17 protein-coding genes are annotated in these 16,050 nt (G+C 65.4%); 4 read left to right on the plus strand and 13 right to left on the minus strand.

What is annotated here, in order from left to right:
• Positions 1 to 141 precede the first annotated feature (141 nt).
• The 8 genes from GGR36_RS15825 to recA form a co-directional block, all read right to left on the minus strand.
• Complete coding sequence (locus GGR36_RS15825; RefSeq protein ID WP_183635754.1) at positions 142 to 549, minus strand: PsiF family protein; 408 nt, start codon at positions 547 to 549, stop codon at positions 142 to 144.
• 66 nt (positions 550 to 615) lie between these two features.
• A complete protein-coding gene (gene hprK, locus GGR36_RS15830) occupies positions 616 to 1,560 on the minus strand; it encodes an HPr(Ser) kinase/phosphatase (protein WP_183635755.1) in 945 nt (314 codons plus the stop codon).
• Entirely contained in the window at positions 1,547 to 2,014 is a 468-nt protein-coding gene (gene ptsN, locus GGR36_RS15835; protein WP_183635756.1) for a PTS IIA-like nitrogen regulatory protein PtsN, read from the minus strand. The genes hprK and ptsN overlap by 14 nt, the downstream gene beginning before the upstream one ends.
• Positions 2,015 to 2,131: 117 nt before the next feature.
• On the minus strand, positions 2,132 to 2,455 hold the full coding sequence (gene hpf / locus GGR36_RS15840) for a ribosome hibernation-promoting factor, HPF/YfiA family (RefSeq protein WP_172201854.1): 324 nt from the start codon (positions 2,453 to 2,455) through the stop codon (positions 2,132 to 2,134).
• An 11-nt stretch (positions 2,456 to 2,466) separates the two neighbouring features.
• Positions 2,467 to 3,951 carry an RNA polymerase factor sigma-54 gene (locus tag GGR36_RS15845; protein WP_183635757.1) on the minus strand — a complete coding sequence of 495 codons (1,485 nt, stop codon included), beginning with the start codon at positions 3,949 to 3,951 and terminating at the stop codon, positions 2,467 to 2,469.
• Between the two features lie 18 nt (positions 3,952 to 3,969).
• Positions 3,970 to 4,692, minus strand: coding sequence for an LPS export ABC transporter ATP-binding protein (lptB, locus tag GGR36_RS15850; protein WP_183635758.1), 723 nt, complete (start codon positions 4,690 to 4,692; stop codon positions 3,970 to 3,972).
• On the minus strand, positions 4,679 to 5,128 hold the full coding sequence (recX, locus tag GGR36_RS15855) for a recombination regulator RecX (protein WP_183635759.1): 450 nt from the start codon (positions 5,126 to 5,128) through the stop codon (positions 4,679 to 4,681). Before recX ends, lptB begins: the two co-directional genes overlap by 14 nt.
• 20 nt (positions 5,129 to 5,148) lie before the next feature.
• Positions 5,149 to 6,171: a recombinase RecA gene (gene recA / locus GGR36_RS15860; RefSeq protein ID WP_183635760.1), complete on the minus strand. Its 1,023-nt coding sequence runs from the start codon at positions 6,169 to 6,171 to the stop codon at positions 5,149 to 5,151.
• Between the two features lie 136 nt (positions 6,172 to 6,307).
• On the opposite strand from recA, the gene GGR36_RS15865 reads away from it, so the two are divergent.
• On the plus strand, positions 6,308 to 6,913 hold the full coding sequence (locus GGR36_RS15865; protein ID WP_183635761.1) for an LON peptidase substrate-binding domain-containing protein: 606 nt from the start codon (positions 6,308 to 6,310) through the stop codon (positions 6,911 to 6,913).
• Here GGR36_RS15865 and mutY read toward each other — a convergent pair whose 3' ends face one another.
• The 4 genes from mutY to ubiB all read right to left on the minus strand — a co-directional run bounded on the left by mutY (position 6,914) and on the right by ubiB (position 12,428).
• Complete coding sequence (gene mutY / locus GGR36_RS15870) at positions 6,914 to 7,951, minus strand: A/G-specific adenine glycosylase (RefSeq protein ID WP_183635762.1); 1,038 nt, start codon at positions 7,949 to 7,951, stop codon at positions 6,914 to 6,916.
• Positions 7,948 to 9,009: a VanZ family protein gene (locus GGR36_RS15875; RefSeq protein ID WP_183635763.1), complete on the minus strand. Its 1,062-nt coding sequence runs from the start codon at positions 9,007 to 9,009 to the stop codon at positions 7,948 to 7,950. The genes mutY and GGR36_RS15875 overlap by 4 nt, the downstream gene beginning before the upstream one ends.
• A gap of 130 nt (positions 9,010 to 9,139) precedes the next feature.
• Positions 9,140 to 10,708, minus strand: a complete 1,569-nt coding sequence (locus GGR36_RS15880) for a high affinity choline transporter 1 (protein ID WP_183635764.1) — start codon at positions 10,706 to 10,708, stop codon at positions 9,140 to 9,142.
• Positions 10,709 to 10,904: 196 nt separating this feature from the next.
• Complete coding sequence (gene ubiB, locus GGR36_RS15885; protein ID WP_183635765.1) at positions 10,905 to 12,428, minus strand: ubiquinone biosynthesis regulatory protein kinase UbiB; 1,524 nt, start codon at positions 12,426 to 12,428, stop codon at positions 10,905 to 10,907.
• A gap of 168 nt (positions 12,429 to 12,596) precedes the next feature.
• Between ubiB and GGR36_RS15890 the strand changes: the two genes are divergently transcribed.
• Genes GGR36_RS15890 through GGR36_RS15900 form a run of 3 tightly spaced genes read left to right on the plus strand, consistent with a single transcriptional unit; the run spans position 12,597 to position 14,733 of the window.
• The gene (locus GGR36_RS15890; RefSeq protein ID WP_183635766.1) at positions 12,597 to 13,265 is read left to right on the plus strand and encodes an SPOR domain-containing protein; all 669 of its coding nucleotides are present in this window, start codon (positions 12,597 to 12,599) and stop codon (positions 13,263 to 13,265) included.
• Positions 13,266 to 13,285: 20 nt separating this feature from the next.
• A complete protein-coding gene (locus tag GGR36_RS15895) occupies positions 13,286 to 13,939 on the plus strand; it encodes a thiol:disulfide interchange protein DsbA/DsbL (protein WP_183635767.1) in 654 nt (217 codons plus the stop codon).
• A complete protein-coding gene (locus tag GGR36_RS15900) occupies positions 13,936 to 14,733 on the plus strand; it encodes an SDR family oxidoreductase (protein ID WP_207064468.1) in 798 nt (265 codons plus the stop codon). The genes GGR36_RS15895 and GGR36_RS15900 overlap by 4 nt, the downstream gene beginning before the upstream one ends.
• A gap of 33 nt (positions 14,734 to 14,766) precedes the next feature.
• On the opposite strand, the gene GGR36_RS15905 is transcribed toward GGR36_RS15900, so the two are convergent.
• Positions 14,767 to 16,005, minus strand: coding sequence for a phenylacetate--CoA ligase family protein (locus GGR36_RS15905; RefSeq protein WP_183635768.1), 1,239 nt, complete (start codon positions 16,003 to 16,005; stop codon positions 14,767 to 14,769).
• Positions 16,006 to 16,050: the final 45 nt, after the last annotated feature.

Here is a 16,050-nt window from a genome sequence, read left to right on the forward strand (position 1 = left end):
CTCAGGCGGCGGACAGGGAAAACCGCCATTCTAGCTGGCGCGGCATGGGCAAAAAGGAACCCCGCCTTGCGGGCGGGGTTCCGGGCGGGTTTCTGGCCCCCGACGGGCGCGCCGGGCGGGTCGCCTTGCGGCGGATCTGACTTACTTGGCGGGCTTGGCGGCAGGTGCCGACGCGGCTGCGTCCGGTTTGGCGCTGAGGCACTCGCTCATGAACGCCTTGCGTTCGTCGCCCTTCTTGCCGGTCGCCAGCTTGTTGCACGCGGCCATCTTCTCCTGCTGCGTCGCGGGTTTGGCCTCCGCCGCGGCGGCCTTGGCTTCCGGTGCCTTGGCTGCGGCGGGTGCGGATGCGGCGGCCTCGGGCTTCGCGCTCAGACAGTTGCTCATGAACTTCTTGCGCTCGTCACCTTTCATGCCGGTGGCCTGCTTGTTGCAATCGGCCATCTTCTGCTGCTGCGCGGTGGGCGGCTTCTTGGCTTCCTCGGCCGCATGGGCGGGAATCAGTGCGAACTGCGTGGCCAGTGCGGCAGCCAGAACGACAAGCTTCTTCATGCGAAATCTCCGGTTTGGGCAAGGACAGGGATCGCCGCGGGCGCGGCAACAGCAGAATCAGGCGAATCAGAGCTCGTCGTCGTCGGTGTCGAGCGCGTTCCGTTGCCGGTCGACGAACTCCTGCATCGAGTCTATTCCACGCAATTGAAGAATCGTATTTCGCACCGCTGCTTCGAGCAACACGGCCAGGTTGCGACCCGCCGCCACTGGAAGGGTCACACGGCGGGTCGGCACGCCGACGATGTCCTGCACGTCGTCTTCGAGCGGCAGGCGCGGCATCTGCGCGCTCTCGCCGCGCAGCTGGCGATGCAGGTGCACGACGAGCTTGAGCTTCATCTTCCGGCGGCAGGCGGTCTCACCGAAGATGGTGCGGATGTTCAGGATGCCGAGTCCGCGGACCTCAAGGAAGTCCTTGAGCATCGGCGGGCAGCGCCCTTCAAGCACGCCGGGCGCGATGCGGGAGACTTCGACAACGTCATCGGCGACCAGTCCGTGGCCGCGCGAGATCAGTTCCAGCGCCAGTTCGGACTTGCCTGCGCCGGAATCCCCGGTGATCAGCACGCCAAGCCCGAGCACGTCCATGAATACGCCGTGCAGCGACGTCTTCTCGGCCAGATTGCGCGCCAGATAGATGCGCAAGGAGTCGATCACCCGCGCGGTTTCCGCCGGCGTGGTGAACATCGCCACACGCGCGCTTTCGAAAGCGTTGAGGATAAGCGGCGGCACCTCGCAGCCATCCGCCACGATCATCGCCGGCGGGTGCGCGAGCAGGATGCTTTCGAGCTGGTGCTGCACCTTGTCGCGCGCCTGGCGGCGGATCCAGGCCAGTTCGGCCTCGCCCATCACCTGGATGCGGTTCGGGTGGATGATGTTGAGGTGGCCGACCAGTTCGGCCGGCCAGACCTTCTCGTTCGGGACCTGCACCTCGACATCCAGCGGACCGGCGAGGTGGCTCAGGCCGAGGCGTTCGCGGTTGTCCTCGAAGATGCGTCCGACGCTAGTTCGACGCATTCGGAGCCCAGTTGACGAACAGGGTGTGCGCCTCCGATGCATCGCTCGCCTGCATCAGCGCATCGCGGAAATTGCGGTCGGAGAACATCTGCGCCAGTTCCGAGAGCAGACGCAGGTGGTGTTCGGTGGCGCTCTCGGGTACCAGCAGCACGAACAGCAGATTCACCGGCTTGCCATCCGGCGCCTCGAAGGGCACCGGCTGGGTCAGGCGGATGAAGGCGCCAATCGCGTCGCGCAGGCCCTTGAGTCGGCCATGGGGGATGGCGATCCCTTGCCCGAGCCCGGTGGAGCCGAGTTTTTCGCGCGCGAACAGGGCGTCGTAGACGGCGCTGCGCGCAAGGCCCTGGTGGTTTTCGAACAGCAGGCCGGCCTGTTCGAAGACGCGTTTCTTGCTGCTCGCTTCCAGATCGACGAGCACGTTGGATGGCGGCAGCAGGGGGGCGATGAGATTCATGCTTGGGGTTCAGAAATGCACTGCGCGCCCGAAGGCGCGCAGATCCGGGTTCAGCTCATCTTCGGCGCGGCGGCTTTCCGCAAGCTTACGCGCCGGGATTCATCAGAGCGAACGTGATTACGATTCCGCGGACTGGCGCTTGTGCGCCTCGTGGCCGTGATCGTAGGACTTTTCCTTGTGCTTGAGAACCTGCCGATCGAGTTTGTCGGTCATGGCATCAATTGCGGCGTAGAGATCTTCGTCGATGCTTTCGACAAAAATGTCCTTCCCGCGTACATGCACCGTCACCTCCGCCTTTTGTTTGAGCTTTTCCACCGACAGGATCACGTTGACGCTGGTGACATGGTCGAAGTGGCGAATCACGCGATCCAGTTTCGAGGTTACGTAGTCGCGCAGGGCGGCGGTAACTTCGAGATGATGTCCGGTGATGTTCAGGTTCATGATCACTCCTCTTAGATCATCTTGCGCTGGCTGACCGGCGGGATGTTGAGCGACTCGCGGTACTTTGCGATGGTGCGTCGCGCAACGACAATCCCCTGCTGGCCGAGAAGTTCGGCAATCCGGGCGTCGGATAGCGGTTTTTTGCGATCCTCTGCCGCAACCAGCTGGCGAATCAGCGCACGAATCGCCGTAGCTGAACACGCGCCGCCAGAATCTGTGGCGACGTGGCTGCCGAAAAAGTATTTCAGTTCAAGAATGCCACGTGGCGTGGCCATGTACTTCTGCGTCGTGACCCGCGAAATCGTCGATTCGTGCAAATCGAGCTGCTCGGCGATCTCGCGCAAGGTCAGCGGCCGCATGGCCACGTCCCCATAATCGAAGAACTGCCGCTGGCGGTCAACGATCGCCTGCGAAACCCGCAGGATCGTGTCGAAGCGTTGCTGTACGTTCTTGATCATCCAGCGCGCCTCCTGCAACTGGCCGGCCAGCGAACCGGCCGAGCCGCGGTGCTGCTGCAGGATACCGGCGTAGAGCTGGTTGATCCGCAGCTTGGGCATCGCGTCCGGATTCAGTGTCGCACTCCAGTGGCCGCGCACCTTGCGCACGATCACATCCGGGATCACGTAACGGGTTTCGAGCGCGGCAAATTTCGCGCCCGGGCGCGGGTCAAGGCTGCAAACCAGTTGATGCGCCTCGCGCAGGGTCTCTTCGTTGCAACCGAGCTGGCGCTTCAGGCGTACGAAATCGCGCGCCGCAAGCAACTCAAGGTGATGTTCGACGATCGTGATCGCCGCGTCGCGTGCAGCGCTGGCGGGCAAGAGCCGCAGCTGCAGCTTCAGGCATTCTCCCGGCGAGCGCGCGCCGACCCCCGGCGGGTCGAGGTTCTGCAGATGTGCCAGCGCAATCTGCAGTTCCTCGATCTCGACTTCCGATTCGGTCGGCAGCAGTTCCATCAGCTCGTCGAGCGGCTGGGTCAGGTAGCCGTCGTCGTCAAGCGCTTCGATCATGAAACGCAGCAGTGCGCGATCGCGCTCCGACAGCAACATCAGGGCGATCTGGCCGTCCAGATGATCGCGCAGGCTGGTCTGGGCCGCGCGGAACTCCTGAAAGTCGGTTTCCTCGTCGTCGTCGCGGTTGCCGCTGCCACTGCCACCGCCACCGCCCTCGCCCGACCATTCGGCGCTGCCTTCATCGTAGCTGCCACCCTCCTCGAAACTCGGTTCGGGCGGTTCGGCGGGGGCGTCGGAGAAATCGGTGTCGCCACCCTCGGCCGGGGCATCGCCTTGTTCGCCGCTGCTGGGCGCCGCGGCGGACTGGCCCCAGGCTTCGGGGTCCGATTCGGAGTCTTCGCGTTCGAGCAGCGGGTTTTCGAGCAACATGCGCTCGATCTCGCTGTTGAGCTCCAGCGTCGATAGCTGCAGGAGCTTGATCGACTGCTGCAGCTGCGGGGTCAGCGCGAGCTGCTGGGAGATGCGGAGCTGGAGCGAAGGTTTCATCGTCGGCTAGGGGGGGGATCAGAGGCGGAAATGCTCACCCAGATAGACCTGGCGAACCTTGTCGTTCTGCACGATCTCCGCCGGGCGGCCGGAGGCAAGCACGACGCCGTCGGTGATGATGTAGGCGCGATCACAGATGCCCAGCGTCTCGCGGACGTTGTGGTCGGTGATCAGCACGCCGATGTTGCGTTCCTTCAGGAAGCGGATGATCTTCTGGATGTCGATCACCGCGATCGGGTCAACGCCGGCAAAGGGTTCATCGAGCAGGATCACCTGCGGATCGGTGGCGAGCGCACGGGCAATCTCGACCCGGCGCCGCTCGCCGCCCGACAGCGACAGTGCGGTGGCGTCCCGCAGGTGGGTGATGCCCAGTTCTGCGAGCAGTTCGTTGAGACGCTCGGCCTGCTTGTCCTTGGGGCGCTTCTGCAGTTCCAGTACCGCGAGGATGTTCTCCGCGACGGTGAGCTTGCGGAACACCGAGTTTTCCTGCGGCAGGTAGGAAAGTCCAAGTTTCGCGCGCCGGTGAATCGGCAGATGGGTGATGTCCTTGTCGTCGAGGATGATCTGGCCGCCGTCTGCGCGTACCAGGCCGACGATCATGTAGAAGCAGGTGGTCTTGCCGGCGCCGTTGGGGCCGAGCAGGCCGACGACCTCGCCGCTGCCGACCTCGAAGCCGACATCGCGCACCACGGTGCGCGCCTTGTAGCGTTTGGACAGACCGCCAACCTTAAGCAGACTCATCGAACGGTTCTTTCAGTACTTTCCTGACGACCTCCGCGGCAAACCCGCGGGCGGTCAGAAATCGCGCCTGTCGCGCCCAGTCCTTCGCGTCGGCCGGCAACTGCCCGAATTTGCGCGCCCAAACGGCGCGGGCGCGCGCCAGCTCCGGTTCGCCGAGTTCGCTGGCGAGTGCGGCATCGATCGTTTCCGGATCGACCCCGCGCTGCGCCAGTTCATGCTGGATGCGGCGCCCGCCCAGCCGCTCGGCGCGGCTGCGCACATAGCTCTCGGCAAAACGGGCGTCCGACTGCAGGCCCAGCTCGCCCATCCGGTCCAGTACCGCTTCGACCGCATCCGGCTCGCCATGCGCCGCCAGCTTGCGCGCCAACTCAGCCCGGCTGTGTTCGCGCTGAGCCAGGCTGCGCAACGCGCGCGCCTTGAGTTCGTCGCGGCTCATGGCAGCCGGCTCGGCTGGCATCAGGCGGCCGCGGCTTCCCCGGCCGGCAGCTCGGGCAGACCCAGCTGGACGCGGATCTTGTTCTCGATCTCGCGTGCAATCGCCGGGTTCGCGCGCAGGAACTCGCGCGCGTTGTCCTTGCCCTGGCCGATCTTCTCGCCGTTGTAGGCGTACCACGCGCCGGACTTGTCGACAAAGCGCTGTTCCACGCCCATGTCGATGATCTCGCCTTCGCGCGAAATGCCTTCGCCGTAGAGGATGTCGAAGTGTGCTTCCTTGAACGGTGGCGAGACCTTGTTCTTGACGACCTTGACCTTGGTCTCAGAACCGATCACCTCGTCGCCCTTCTTGATCGTGCCGGTGCGGCGGATATCCAGGCGCACCGAGGCGTAGAACTTCAGCGCGTTACCGCCGGTGGTGGTCTCGGGGTTGCCGAACATCACGCCGATCTTCATGCGGATCTGGTTGATGAAGATGACCATGGTGTTGGTGCGCTTGATGTTGCCGGTCAGCTTGCGCAGCGCCTGCGACATCAGGCGGGCCTGCAGGCCGGGCAGTTGGTCGCCCATCTCGCCTTCGATTTCCGCCTTCGGCGTGAGCGCCGCGACCGAGTCGATGACGACGATATCCACACCGCCGGAGCGCACCAGCATGTCGGCGATTTCCAGAGCCTGTTCGCCCGTGTCCGGCTGCGAGATCAGCAGGTCGCCAACATTGACGCCCAGCTTCTGTGCGTAAGTCACGTCGAGGGCGTGTTCGGCGTCGATGAACGCAGCGACGCCGCCCATCTTCTGCATTTCGGCAATCGCCTGCAGGGTCAGCGTGGTTTTGCCGGAGGATTCCGGGCCGTAGATTTCGATCACGCGGCCGCGCGGCAGGCCACCGATGCCCAGCGCGATGTCGAGACCGAGCGAACCGGTCGATACCGCCTGGATGTCGGACTCCACCTCGCCGTCGCCCAGACGCATGATGGAACCCTTGCCGAACTGCTTCTCGATCTGAGCCAGCGCGGCCTGAAGTGCTTTTGCCTTGTTGTCGTCCATGGGGTATTCCTCGATTCGATGGCGAAGATTATGGCACAGAGATTGCGTGCTTCTTGATGAGGGCTGCCTGCCAAACCGTGGCACACTTCCTCCCCTTCTCCGGGCGTCGACGTCCGGCCCAGCCCGAGTGCCCCTCATGTCCGAACTGCCCGCTGATCTCCCCCTGTTTCCCCTGCACACCGTGCTGGTCCCCGAGGCGCGTCAGCCGCTCAAGGTGTTCGAGCCGCGCTACATGGACATGATCAAGGCCTGCATCAAGGATGGCTCGGCCTTCGGCGTGTGCCTGATCGAAGAGGGGCAGGAGGTCGGGCCGCCAGCGGTGCCCGCCAAGGTCGGCACAAGCGCCCGCGTTGTCGAGTGGGATATGGAGCAGCTCGGCATCCTGAAGATCGTTGTTGCGGGCGAACGCCGCTTCCGCGTCGCTCATGTCGCGACACAGCCGGACGGTCTGTTGCGGGCGGTGGTCGAATGGTTGCCGGAGGCGGCACCGATCGCGCCCGATGCAGCCCTCGAAGACACCCTGCCGCTGCTGCAGGCGGTGGTGGCGGACGCCGGACTCAAGGCGATTCCCGAGCCGCACCGTTTCGACGACGCGAACTGGGTCGGCTACCGCTACACCGAGATCCTGCCGATTCCGGTCAAGGCCAAGCAGAAGCTGCTCGAACTGGACGACCCGATGATGCGGCTGACGATCATCCAGCAGTTCCTCGTGCAGCGCGGATTGCTCACGCGCGACACCTGATCAGGCCGCGGTATCGAGGCTGTCGAGCAGGCGCCGGATCGGCGCCGGCAGGCCCAGGGTGTCCCACTCGGCGGCGCTCGCCCAGCGCCAGCGCGGGTCGTGCAGCGTGCGTGACTTGACCCGAAGTGATTGCGCTTCCAGCGTCAGACGGAAGTGGGTGAAGGCGTGGCGCAGCGGTGGCAGCGCCGATACCGTGCCCTCGGCGACCAGTCCAAGTGTCAGCGCGTAGGACTCGGCATCCACCTCATCGGGAATCTCCGGCAACGCAAACAACCCGCCCCAGATGCCGCGATCCGGCCGCTTGAGCAGCAGTACGCCGGCCTCGCTGCGCGCGATCAGGACGCGGCTCTGGCGCTCGGGAATCACGCGCGGCGGGCGTGGCGAGGGAAGCTCGGCTTGCCGCCCCTGCCGGCGAGCGACGCAGGTTTCGCTGACCGGGCAGGCCGCACATGTCGGCCGGCTGCGGGTGCACACCGTGGCACCCAGGTCCATCAAGGCTTGCGTGTAGGTGTCGACGTGTTCGGCGGGGAGCAGGGATTCGGCCAGCGCCCACATCTCGAGTTCGACTGCGCGTGTGCCCGGAAAGCCTTCGATGCCGAACTGTCGCGCCAGCACGCGCTTGACGTTGCCGTCGAGGATCGCCGTGCGTTGCCCGAAGCAGAAGGCGGCGATCGCGGCGGCGGTCGAGCGCCCGATCCCCGGCAGTGAGGCAATCGCCTCGGCCGCCTGCGGGAAGCGCCCCCCGTGATCGCGCATCACCTGTTGCGCGGCCTGGTGCAGATTGCGGGCACGGGCGTAATAGCCGAGGCCGCTCCACAGCGCGAGCACATCGTCGGCCGGCGCCATCGCAAGCTGTTCCAGCGTCGGGAAGCGCTCGAGGAAGCGCAGGTAGTACGGCACCACCGTATCCACCTGCGTCTGCTGCAGCATGATTTCCGACAGCCACACCCGGTACGGATCGCGATTCGCTTGCCAGGGCAGGTCGTGGCGACCGTGGGCGAGTTGCCATGCGATCAGGCGGTTCGCAAACGCACTCACTTTTGCGCCTCGGCGCGGCGGGTGCCGAAACTCAGCCAGAGCAGCGCGAAGAAGGGCCAGAAGCTGCCGACCAGCTGGGTCAGGCCGTGGAAATTCAACACATGGCCTTCCTGCCGGATGCGGGTCATGTCGTCCCAGTAGGGGTTCTCGGGGGCGAGGTTCATCAGTGCGGTAGCCGTCATCAGTGCCAGCCCGATCAGGCTGTGTCGGGTATGCACACTGCTGCGCCAGCTCAGCGCGAGCAGTACGAGGCCGGTGGCGATGCCGCGCAGGCCGCCGGGCGTTGCCCAGTGCCAGGGCTGCGCCGGCTGAAGAAACACCGAACTTGCCAGTGTCTTTACCGCGACGCCCAGCAGCACGGCGGTGAGGGCGAGCAACACCGACGGCGCACGCATTGCGTGCCGCGCCAACAGTCCGATCGCCAATGTGTTCGCAGCGGTCAGCACCAGCTCGACACGCATGAAATCATGGCCGGTGAGCGTGTAATTCGGTGTCAGGTCGATCAGGTTGCGCAGGTCGCCGTTGGCGAACAGGTAGCTGCTCGGGTTGAGCAGCGAGACCCACCACAAGCCGACGACCAGGACGCCGAAGCCGCCGGTGCGCCCGGGCAGGATGCGTCGGTCGCGCCAGCGAGACAGCGCGCCATCGGCCTCGAAAATGCGCCCGAAACGCAGCGCCACGATCGCGCCGAGCAGGGCACCGACACTGTTTGCGAGCAGGTCCAGATTGCTCGCGACACGGGTTGGAAGGTAGTTCTGCGTCGTCTCGATTGCCAGGCTCAGCAGGCTCGCTGCCGCCCATACGATCAGCACCCGCCGCCCCGGCCGCATGCTGCGTGCGAGCACAGTGGCCCAGGCGAAACCGATCGGCATGAAACCGATGATGTTGAGTGCGACATCGAGCCAGGTGAAGTACTTAGGCCAGGGCGCGGCGAGGAAATCAAACGGCCCGACGCCGATCGAGTGCCAGCCCGCGAACGGGTGCAGGCAGGCGTAGGCCGTCAACAGCGTGACGGCGATGGCGAGATCTCGCGGAAGGTGGTTCCTGGCTTGTGGCAAGGCGAACGTCCTGCGGCCTTCGGGATAGGTTCTTGGCGAACCTTAGCACGCCGCGTGCGACGCCATGAAAGGCATCAGGGCCGCCCTTGCGGGGCGGCCCTGGGTGCTGTACGGCGTGATGGTCCGGACGTCAGGGTTGCGGATGCTGCGCCCTGGCCGCGCTGTGGTGAGCGTGTTTTGTCTGCTCTTCGGTGTGGCGATGGCCGTGGCCGGCCGCGGGGTGATACCCGGCCGGCCCACTGTGACCTGCAAGGGTGGCGTCGTTACGGATCTTTTGCGGCAGCAGCGAGAACAGCACCATCGCGAAGATCGCGACGAGGAAGCCGACGAATTGTGGCGGCCATACCGCGATCCACTCCGGCGGCGTCGGCATGGCGGCCATCGCTTCGCAGGCGAGCCACGAAATCAGCCCCAGCACCATCGAACCCACCGCGCCCTGATTGGTGGCGCGTTTCCAGTACAGGCCAGTGACCAGCGGCACGAAGGCGGCAACGAACGTGACCTTGTAGGCGTTCTCGACCAGACCGTAGATCGAGAGCTTGGAGTTCATCGCGATATAGGTGACGGTCGCGGTGAACACCAGCACCACGCCTTGCATGATGCGCAGGAACTGGCGGTCGGTGAGGTTCGGGCGCCAGGCGGTGACGATGGGTCGCAGCAGGTTTTCCGAGAAGGTCACCGAAGGTGCCAAGAGCGTCGCCGAGGCGCAGCTCTTGATCGCAGAGAGCAGCGCGCCGAAGAACATGATCTGCGCGAACAGCGGCGCCTTCTGCAGCACAAGTTCGGGCAGGATCAACTGCGAGTCGGAGTCGATGTATTTGGCCACCAGATCCGGCGCGATCAGCGTGGCCGAATAGGCGAGGAACATCGGCACGAAGGCGAACACGAAATACAGCGAGCCGCCCAGCACCGAGGCGCGCACCGCGATCTTTTCATTGGCGGAAGACTGCACGCGCTGGAAAACGTCCTGCTGCGGAATCGAGCCCAGCATCATCGTCAGCCAGGCCGCCATGAAGGGCACGATGGCCGAGAAGGTCGGCTCGGGCCAGAAGTTGAACTTGCCGCTCGCCAGTGCGTGGTTCACCACCACGCCGACGCCGCCGACCTGATCGGAGACCTCCCAGCCGATGAACAGCAGGCCGATCACGATCACGATCATCTGGATGAAGTCGGTGATCGCCACCGACCACATGCCGCCGAACAGCGTGTAGATCAGCACCGAACCGGCGCCCAGCACCATGCCGGTTTCCTGCGAGATGCCGTTGTCGGACAGGACGTTGAAGACAAGGCCGAGCGCCTTGATCTGTGCGGCTACCCAGCCCAGGTACGAGATCACGATGCAGATCGTCGTGATGATCTCGACCGTGCGGCCGAAACGCTGGCGGTAGTAGTCGCCGATCGTCAGCAGGTTGAGGCGATAGAGCGGCTTGGCGAAGAACAGGCCGACCAGGATCAGGCATAGCGAGGAGCCGAACGGGTCGGCGACGACGCCGTGCAGGCCTTCCTTGAGGAAGGTGGCGGGGATGCCCAGCACGGTTTCGGAACCGAACCAGGTCGCGAACACCGTCGCGGTGACGATGTACATCGGCAGGCTGCGACCGGCGACCGCGTAGTCGCGGCTGTTATGCACGCGCAAGGCGGCGTAGAGGCCGATTCCGATCGAGATCAGCCAGTAGGCAATGACGAAGCTCAGCAGCATGGTCAGGGAGGAGATTCAGCGCGCCGCGATGGGGGCGGCACGCAGGGCCAGCAAAAAGCCCCCGCTTTCACCGGAGGCCCTACTCGTTCGCTTGCCAGCCGTCGTCATGGGGTGACGGCGCGATCGATCGGGCGCGATTATAGCCCTGATTCCTATGAGGATTCGTCCGATTTTGCGGTGCTGTCGGCGGCCTGTCTCAGCCCCGCCACATATGCCAGATCTCGACTGCCGCAAGCAGCAGCGCGGCGATGCCGAGCAGGCGCATCCAGCGCGCATTGCGGACCTGCTGCAACTCGATCTCGGCGAGCGACTGGCGGATCGCGTCGCGGTCTTCGTGCTGCAGGGCCTGATGCACGAGGCGCGGCAACTGCGGGAAGTAGGTCGCCCAGCTCGGCGCTTCTTCCTCGATATGCCGCGCAAACGCGCGCCAGCCCACCTGCTCGTTCATCCAGCGCTCGAGGAAGGGCTTGGCGGTCTTCCAAAGATCCAGTTCGGGGTCGAGGTCGCGACCGAGGCCTTCGATGTTGAGCAGGGTCTTCTGCAACAGCACCAGCTGTGGCTGCACTTCCATCTGGAAGCGGCGCGCCGTCTGGAACAGGCGCAGCAGCGTCTTGCCGAAGGAGATGTCCTTGAGCGGCTTGTCGAAGATCGGCTCGCAGACGGCGCGGATCGCGCTCTCGAACTCATCGACGCGCGTGCCCGCCGGCACCCAGCCGGCGTCGACGTGGGCCTGCGCGACGCGCTTGTAGTCACGCCGGAAGAAGGCGATGAAGTTCTGCGCGAGGTACTGCTTGTCGCGCTCTTCCAGCGTACCCATGATGCCGAAATCCAGCGCGATGTACTTGCCGCTGCCGGAAACGAAGATGTTTCCCGGGTGCATGTCGGCATGGAAGAAACCGTCTCGGAAGACCTGGGTGAAAAAGATCTCGACGCCGGCGCGCGACAGCGCCTTGAGGTCAACGCCCTGCTCGCGCAGCCGTGTCAGCTGCGAGATCGGCGTGCCGGTCATGCGCTGCATCACCATCACCCGCGAGGTGCAGTAGTCCCAATGCACCTCGGGCACGATCAACAGCGACGAACCCTTGAAGTTGCGGCGCAGCTGCGAGCAATTGGCGGCTTCGCGCATCAGGTCCAGTTCGTCGCGCAGATGCTTGGCGAATTCCGCGACGACCTCGCGCGGCTTCAGGCGCCGGCCGTCCACCCAGACTCTCTCGATCAGGTAGGCCGCCGCTTCGAGCAAGCCGAGGTCATGCTCGATGACGCGCTCGATGCCGGGCCTGACCACCTTCACCGCGACCTCCGTGCCGTCATGCAACTCGGCGAAGTGCACCTGTGCAATCGAAGCGGATGCCACCGGCACCCGCTCGAAGTGCTTGAAAACCGCGTCCACCGGCCGGCCGTAGTCGACTTCGAGCAGCGCCAACGCCTGTTCGGTCGGGAAGGGGGGTACGCGGTCTTGCAGCTTGGCCAGTTCGTCGGCGATGTCGGTGGGCACCAGATCGCGACGGGTCGACAGCACCTGGCCGAACTTGACGAAGATCGGGCCGAGCGATTCGAGCGCTTCGCGCAGGCGTACCGCGCGCGGTGCCGACAGGTCGCGCCAGAACAGCAGACGGCCGGCCCAGGCCGAGAGCCGCTCCGAGGTGCTGTCGAGCACGATGCGGTCGAGCCCGAAACGGGCGCTGACATGCACGATCTTGATCAAACGGAACAGGCGCACAGGGAGCGGGGGCTGGTCGGGGTTGGGTGGGCCGGCACCCCACAGGGGCCGGAACGCGGAAGATACCAGACTCTGGCAGCAAAGCTCCGCGCCACAAAGCCGGCAGCGTCGGCGTGGCAACGGGCAGCACGCTATACTGCCGCGTTACCGTCCAATCGCCCATACATGATGAGCCGCGCTCAGAAACCGCGCCAACCGGCCGCCCGCAACAGCAACCATGGCAGCACCCTGATCGGCGTGTTCGTCGGTCTTGTCATCGGCGTGTTGATCGCCGCCGCGCTGGCCTGGTACTTCTCGCGGCCCTACAACTTCCAGAAGAGCGGCGGCGCTGGGGATGCGCCGCAAAGCATTCCGACCGCGCCGATCGCGCTGCCCGGCAAGCCCGGCGACAAGCCGGTGGAAAAGCCTGCGGACACCGGCACGGCGGCGCACGCGGCTAATCCGCCTGCGGCCCAGTCGGCGCCTGAAGGCGAGAAAAAGTTCGATTTCTACGACATCCTGCCCAAGGGCGATCAGGCGACGCTCCCCTCGGCCGACGGCGCCAAGCCGGGAACCAAAAGCGAAACCGCGGATCGATTCTTCCTGCAGCTTGGCGCGTTCGCCGATCCGTCCGAAGTCGACAACCTGAAGGCGCGGCTTGCCCTGATGGGGGTCGAGGCGACGGTGCAACGGGTCGACGCCGGCGACAAGGGAACCTTGCATCGCGTGCGCATCGGCCCGTATGCCAAGCCGGAAGACATGAACGCGGCGCGTGCGCAGCTGGCGCAGGCCGGTATCGAATCGAGTGTCGTCAAGGTCAAACCTAGCGTACCGGCTGCCTCGCAGTCCGGACACTGAAACCAACGGAGCCGTTCTGAATGAATCGTCGTGACCTGATCAAGCAGCTTGCGTCGTTTGCCGCATTGGCGGCGGTGACTTCCCCCGCACTCGCGCAGAAGGCGCTGCAGGTGGGCAAGGACTTCCGCGCCATCAACCCGGCCCAGCCCACTGAAAGCGGCGACCGGGTTGAGGTGATCGAGTTCTTCTCCTTCGGCTGCCCGCACTGCCATGAGCTGGAACCCTCGGTGGCGGGGTGGGTCAAGCGCCTGCCCAAGGATGTGCTGTTCCGTCGCATTCCGATCACCTTCAATCGCGATGCGTGGGCGGTGTTGGCCAAGATGTACCTGACCTACGAAGTGATGGGCGAGACCGAAAAGATGGTGCCGCTCACCTTCTCGGCCGTGCACAACGACCATGTGCCGCTGGAAGACGAGGCGGCACGCAACGCCTGGCTGCAGAAGAGCGGGATCAACGTGGCGAAGTTCAATGAGAACTTCCGTTCCTTCTCGGTGGGCAGCAAGCTGCAACGCGCCACCCAGGTCGCCGCCGCCTACCAGATCCAGGGCGTGCCGACGATGGTCGTCGACGGCAAGTTCATGACTGCGCCGAGCATGACCAACTCGCTCGACGGCACACTCGTGGTGGTGGATCAGCTGATCGCGCGCGCGCGCACCGAGCGCGGGCGCAAGTGACGCAGCAGACGGCGGCCGCAGGGTCGCGCGAACGCGTCTTCCTGACCGGCGCCTCCAGCGGCATCGGCGAAGCGCTTGCGCGCCACTATGCGGCGCGTGGCGCGGTGCTGGGGCTGGTGGCACGGCGTGCGGAAAAGCTCGACGATCTCGTCAGGTCCCTGCCCGGAGAGGGCCACATGGCCCTCTCGGCCGATGTGGCCGACCTGCCCGCAATGAAGCTTGCCGCCGAGGCCTTCGTTGCGCGACACGGCCTGCCGGACATCGTGATCGCCAACGCCGGCATATCGGTCGGGGTGCTGACCGAGCATGCGGAAGATTTCCAGGTCTTCGAAGCGGTCATGCGCACCAACGTGCTGGGCATGTTCGCCACTTTTCACCCCTTCGTGGTGCCGATGCGCGAACGTGGCCAGGGCAAGCTGGTGGGCATCGCCTCGGTCGCCGGCGTGCGTGGATTGCCGGGCGGGAGTGCCTACTCGGCCTCGAAGGCCGCGGCGGTCAAGTATCTCGAAGCCCTTCGGGTGGAGATGCGTGCCAGCGGCGTCAAGGTCGTGACGATTGCGCCGGGCTACATCCGTACCCCGCTGACCGCCAAGAACCCGTACAAGATGCCCTTCATCATCGATGCGAACGATGCGGCGCAACGCTTTGCCCGCGCGATCGACCGCAACGCCAGTTACACGGTGATCCCGTGGCGGATGGGGGTGGTTGCCCGGATCCTCGCGATTGCGCCGAACTGGCTGTTTGATCGCGTGTTCGCCAAGGCCAAGCACAAGCCACGCAATCTGCCGACCTGAGCCGCCCGTCGCGGCGTCGGCCTGGGCGGCGGGTCAGTCAAAGCGACGCTGGTCGTCGATCAGTTTGCCGTCGTCAGGCAGTGTGCCGGGGTCGAGCAACTGGATCTCGGCGCGCAGTTTCGTCACATCGCGGAAGCCCACGGCCAGCGCGTCAGCCAGCGCGGCGCTGGCCTCGGTGGCTTCGCATTGCAAGCGCACCCGGTCCGGTCCTTCGGGGTTGTCCACCACCAATCGGGCGCGCCGGACCTCACTGAAGCGGCGCAGCACTTCGTTGATCTGGACCGGATGGACAAACATGCCGCGGATCTTCGCCGATTGATCCGCGCGCCCGAGCCAGCCGGCCAGTCGCATGTTGGTGCGGCCACACGGGCTGGTGCCCGGCAATACGCGTGACAAGTCGCCGGTTCCGTAGCGGATCAGGGGGTAGGTCGGGTTGAAGACGGTCACCACGACCTCGCCGATGTCGCCGTCGGCCACCGGATCGCCGGTGCCGGGCCGGACGATCTCGACCACGGCATCCTCTTCAACCACCAGGCCGTCGCGCGCGGCAGTTTCGTAGGCGATCGTGCCCAGATCGGCGGTCGCATAGATCTGGAAGCCTTCGATGCCGCAGTTCGCCAGCAGGTCGCGCAGCGCGGGCGGGAACGCTTCCCCCGAGACCGCGGCGTGTTTGAGGCGGGGGCTGGCCAGCCCGAGCTGATCGCCTCTTTCGAGCAGGATGCGCAGGAAGGATGGCGTGCCGACATAGGCGTGCGGCTGCAGCGCGGCCATGGTTTGCAGCTGCAGCTCGGTCTGCCCGGTGCCAGCCGGAAACACCGTGCAGCCGAGCGCATGCGCGCCGGATTCGAGCATCGATCCGGCCGGCGTGAAGTGATACGAAAACGTGTTGTGCACCAGCATCCCCGCCCGGAATCCCGCCGCATGCAGCGCGCGGGCGGTGCGCCAGTAGTCGCGCCGGGGTGCCTCCGGCTCGTGTATCGGGCCGGGGGACGCAAACACGCGCGCACATTCGGGGCCCCATTCCGCCGTCGCGCAGCCGCCGAACGGGGGCTGCTGTTTCTGCAACGCAAGCAGCATTGACTTGCGCAGCACAGGCAGTTGGGCCAGTGCTGCGCGCGACGTGATACCTGCAGCGTCGACCTCGCGCAGCATGCGGGCGAACGCCGGGGCGCGGGTCTGCGCCAGAGCCACCAGCCGCGGCAGGCGCGCCATCAGCGCGGCTTCGCGCAGCGCGGGAGGGCGAGATTCAAGTGCATCGTAATGGTGGTTCATCGGACGACCCCGGCGGCGCGCGGGACGGCGCGCGACAATGCTGCG

The organism is Niveibacterium umoris (assembly GCF_014197015.1).
GTDB classification, from domain to species: domain Bacteria; phylum Pseudomonadota; class Gammaproteobacteria; order Burkholderiales; family Rhodocyclaceae; genus Niveibacterium; species Niveibacterium umoris.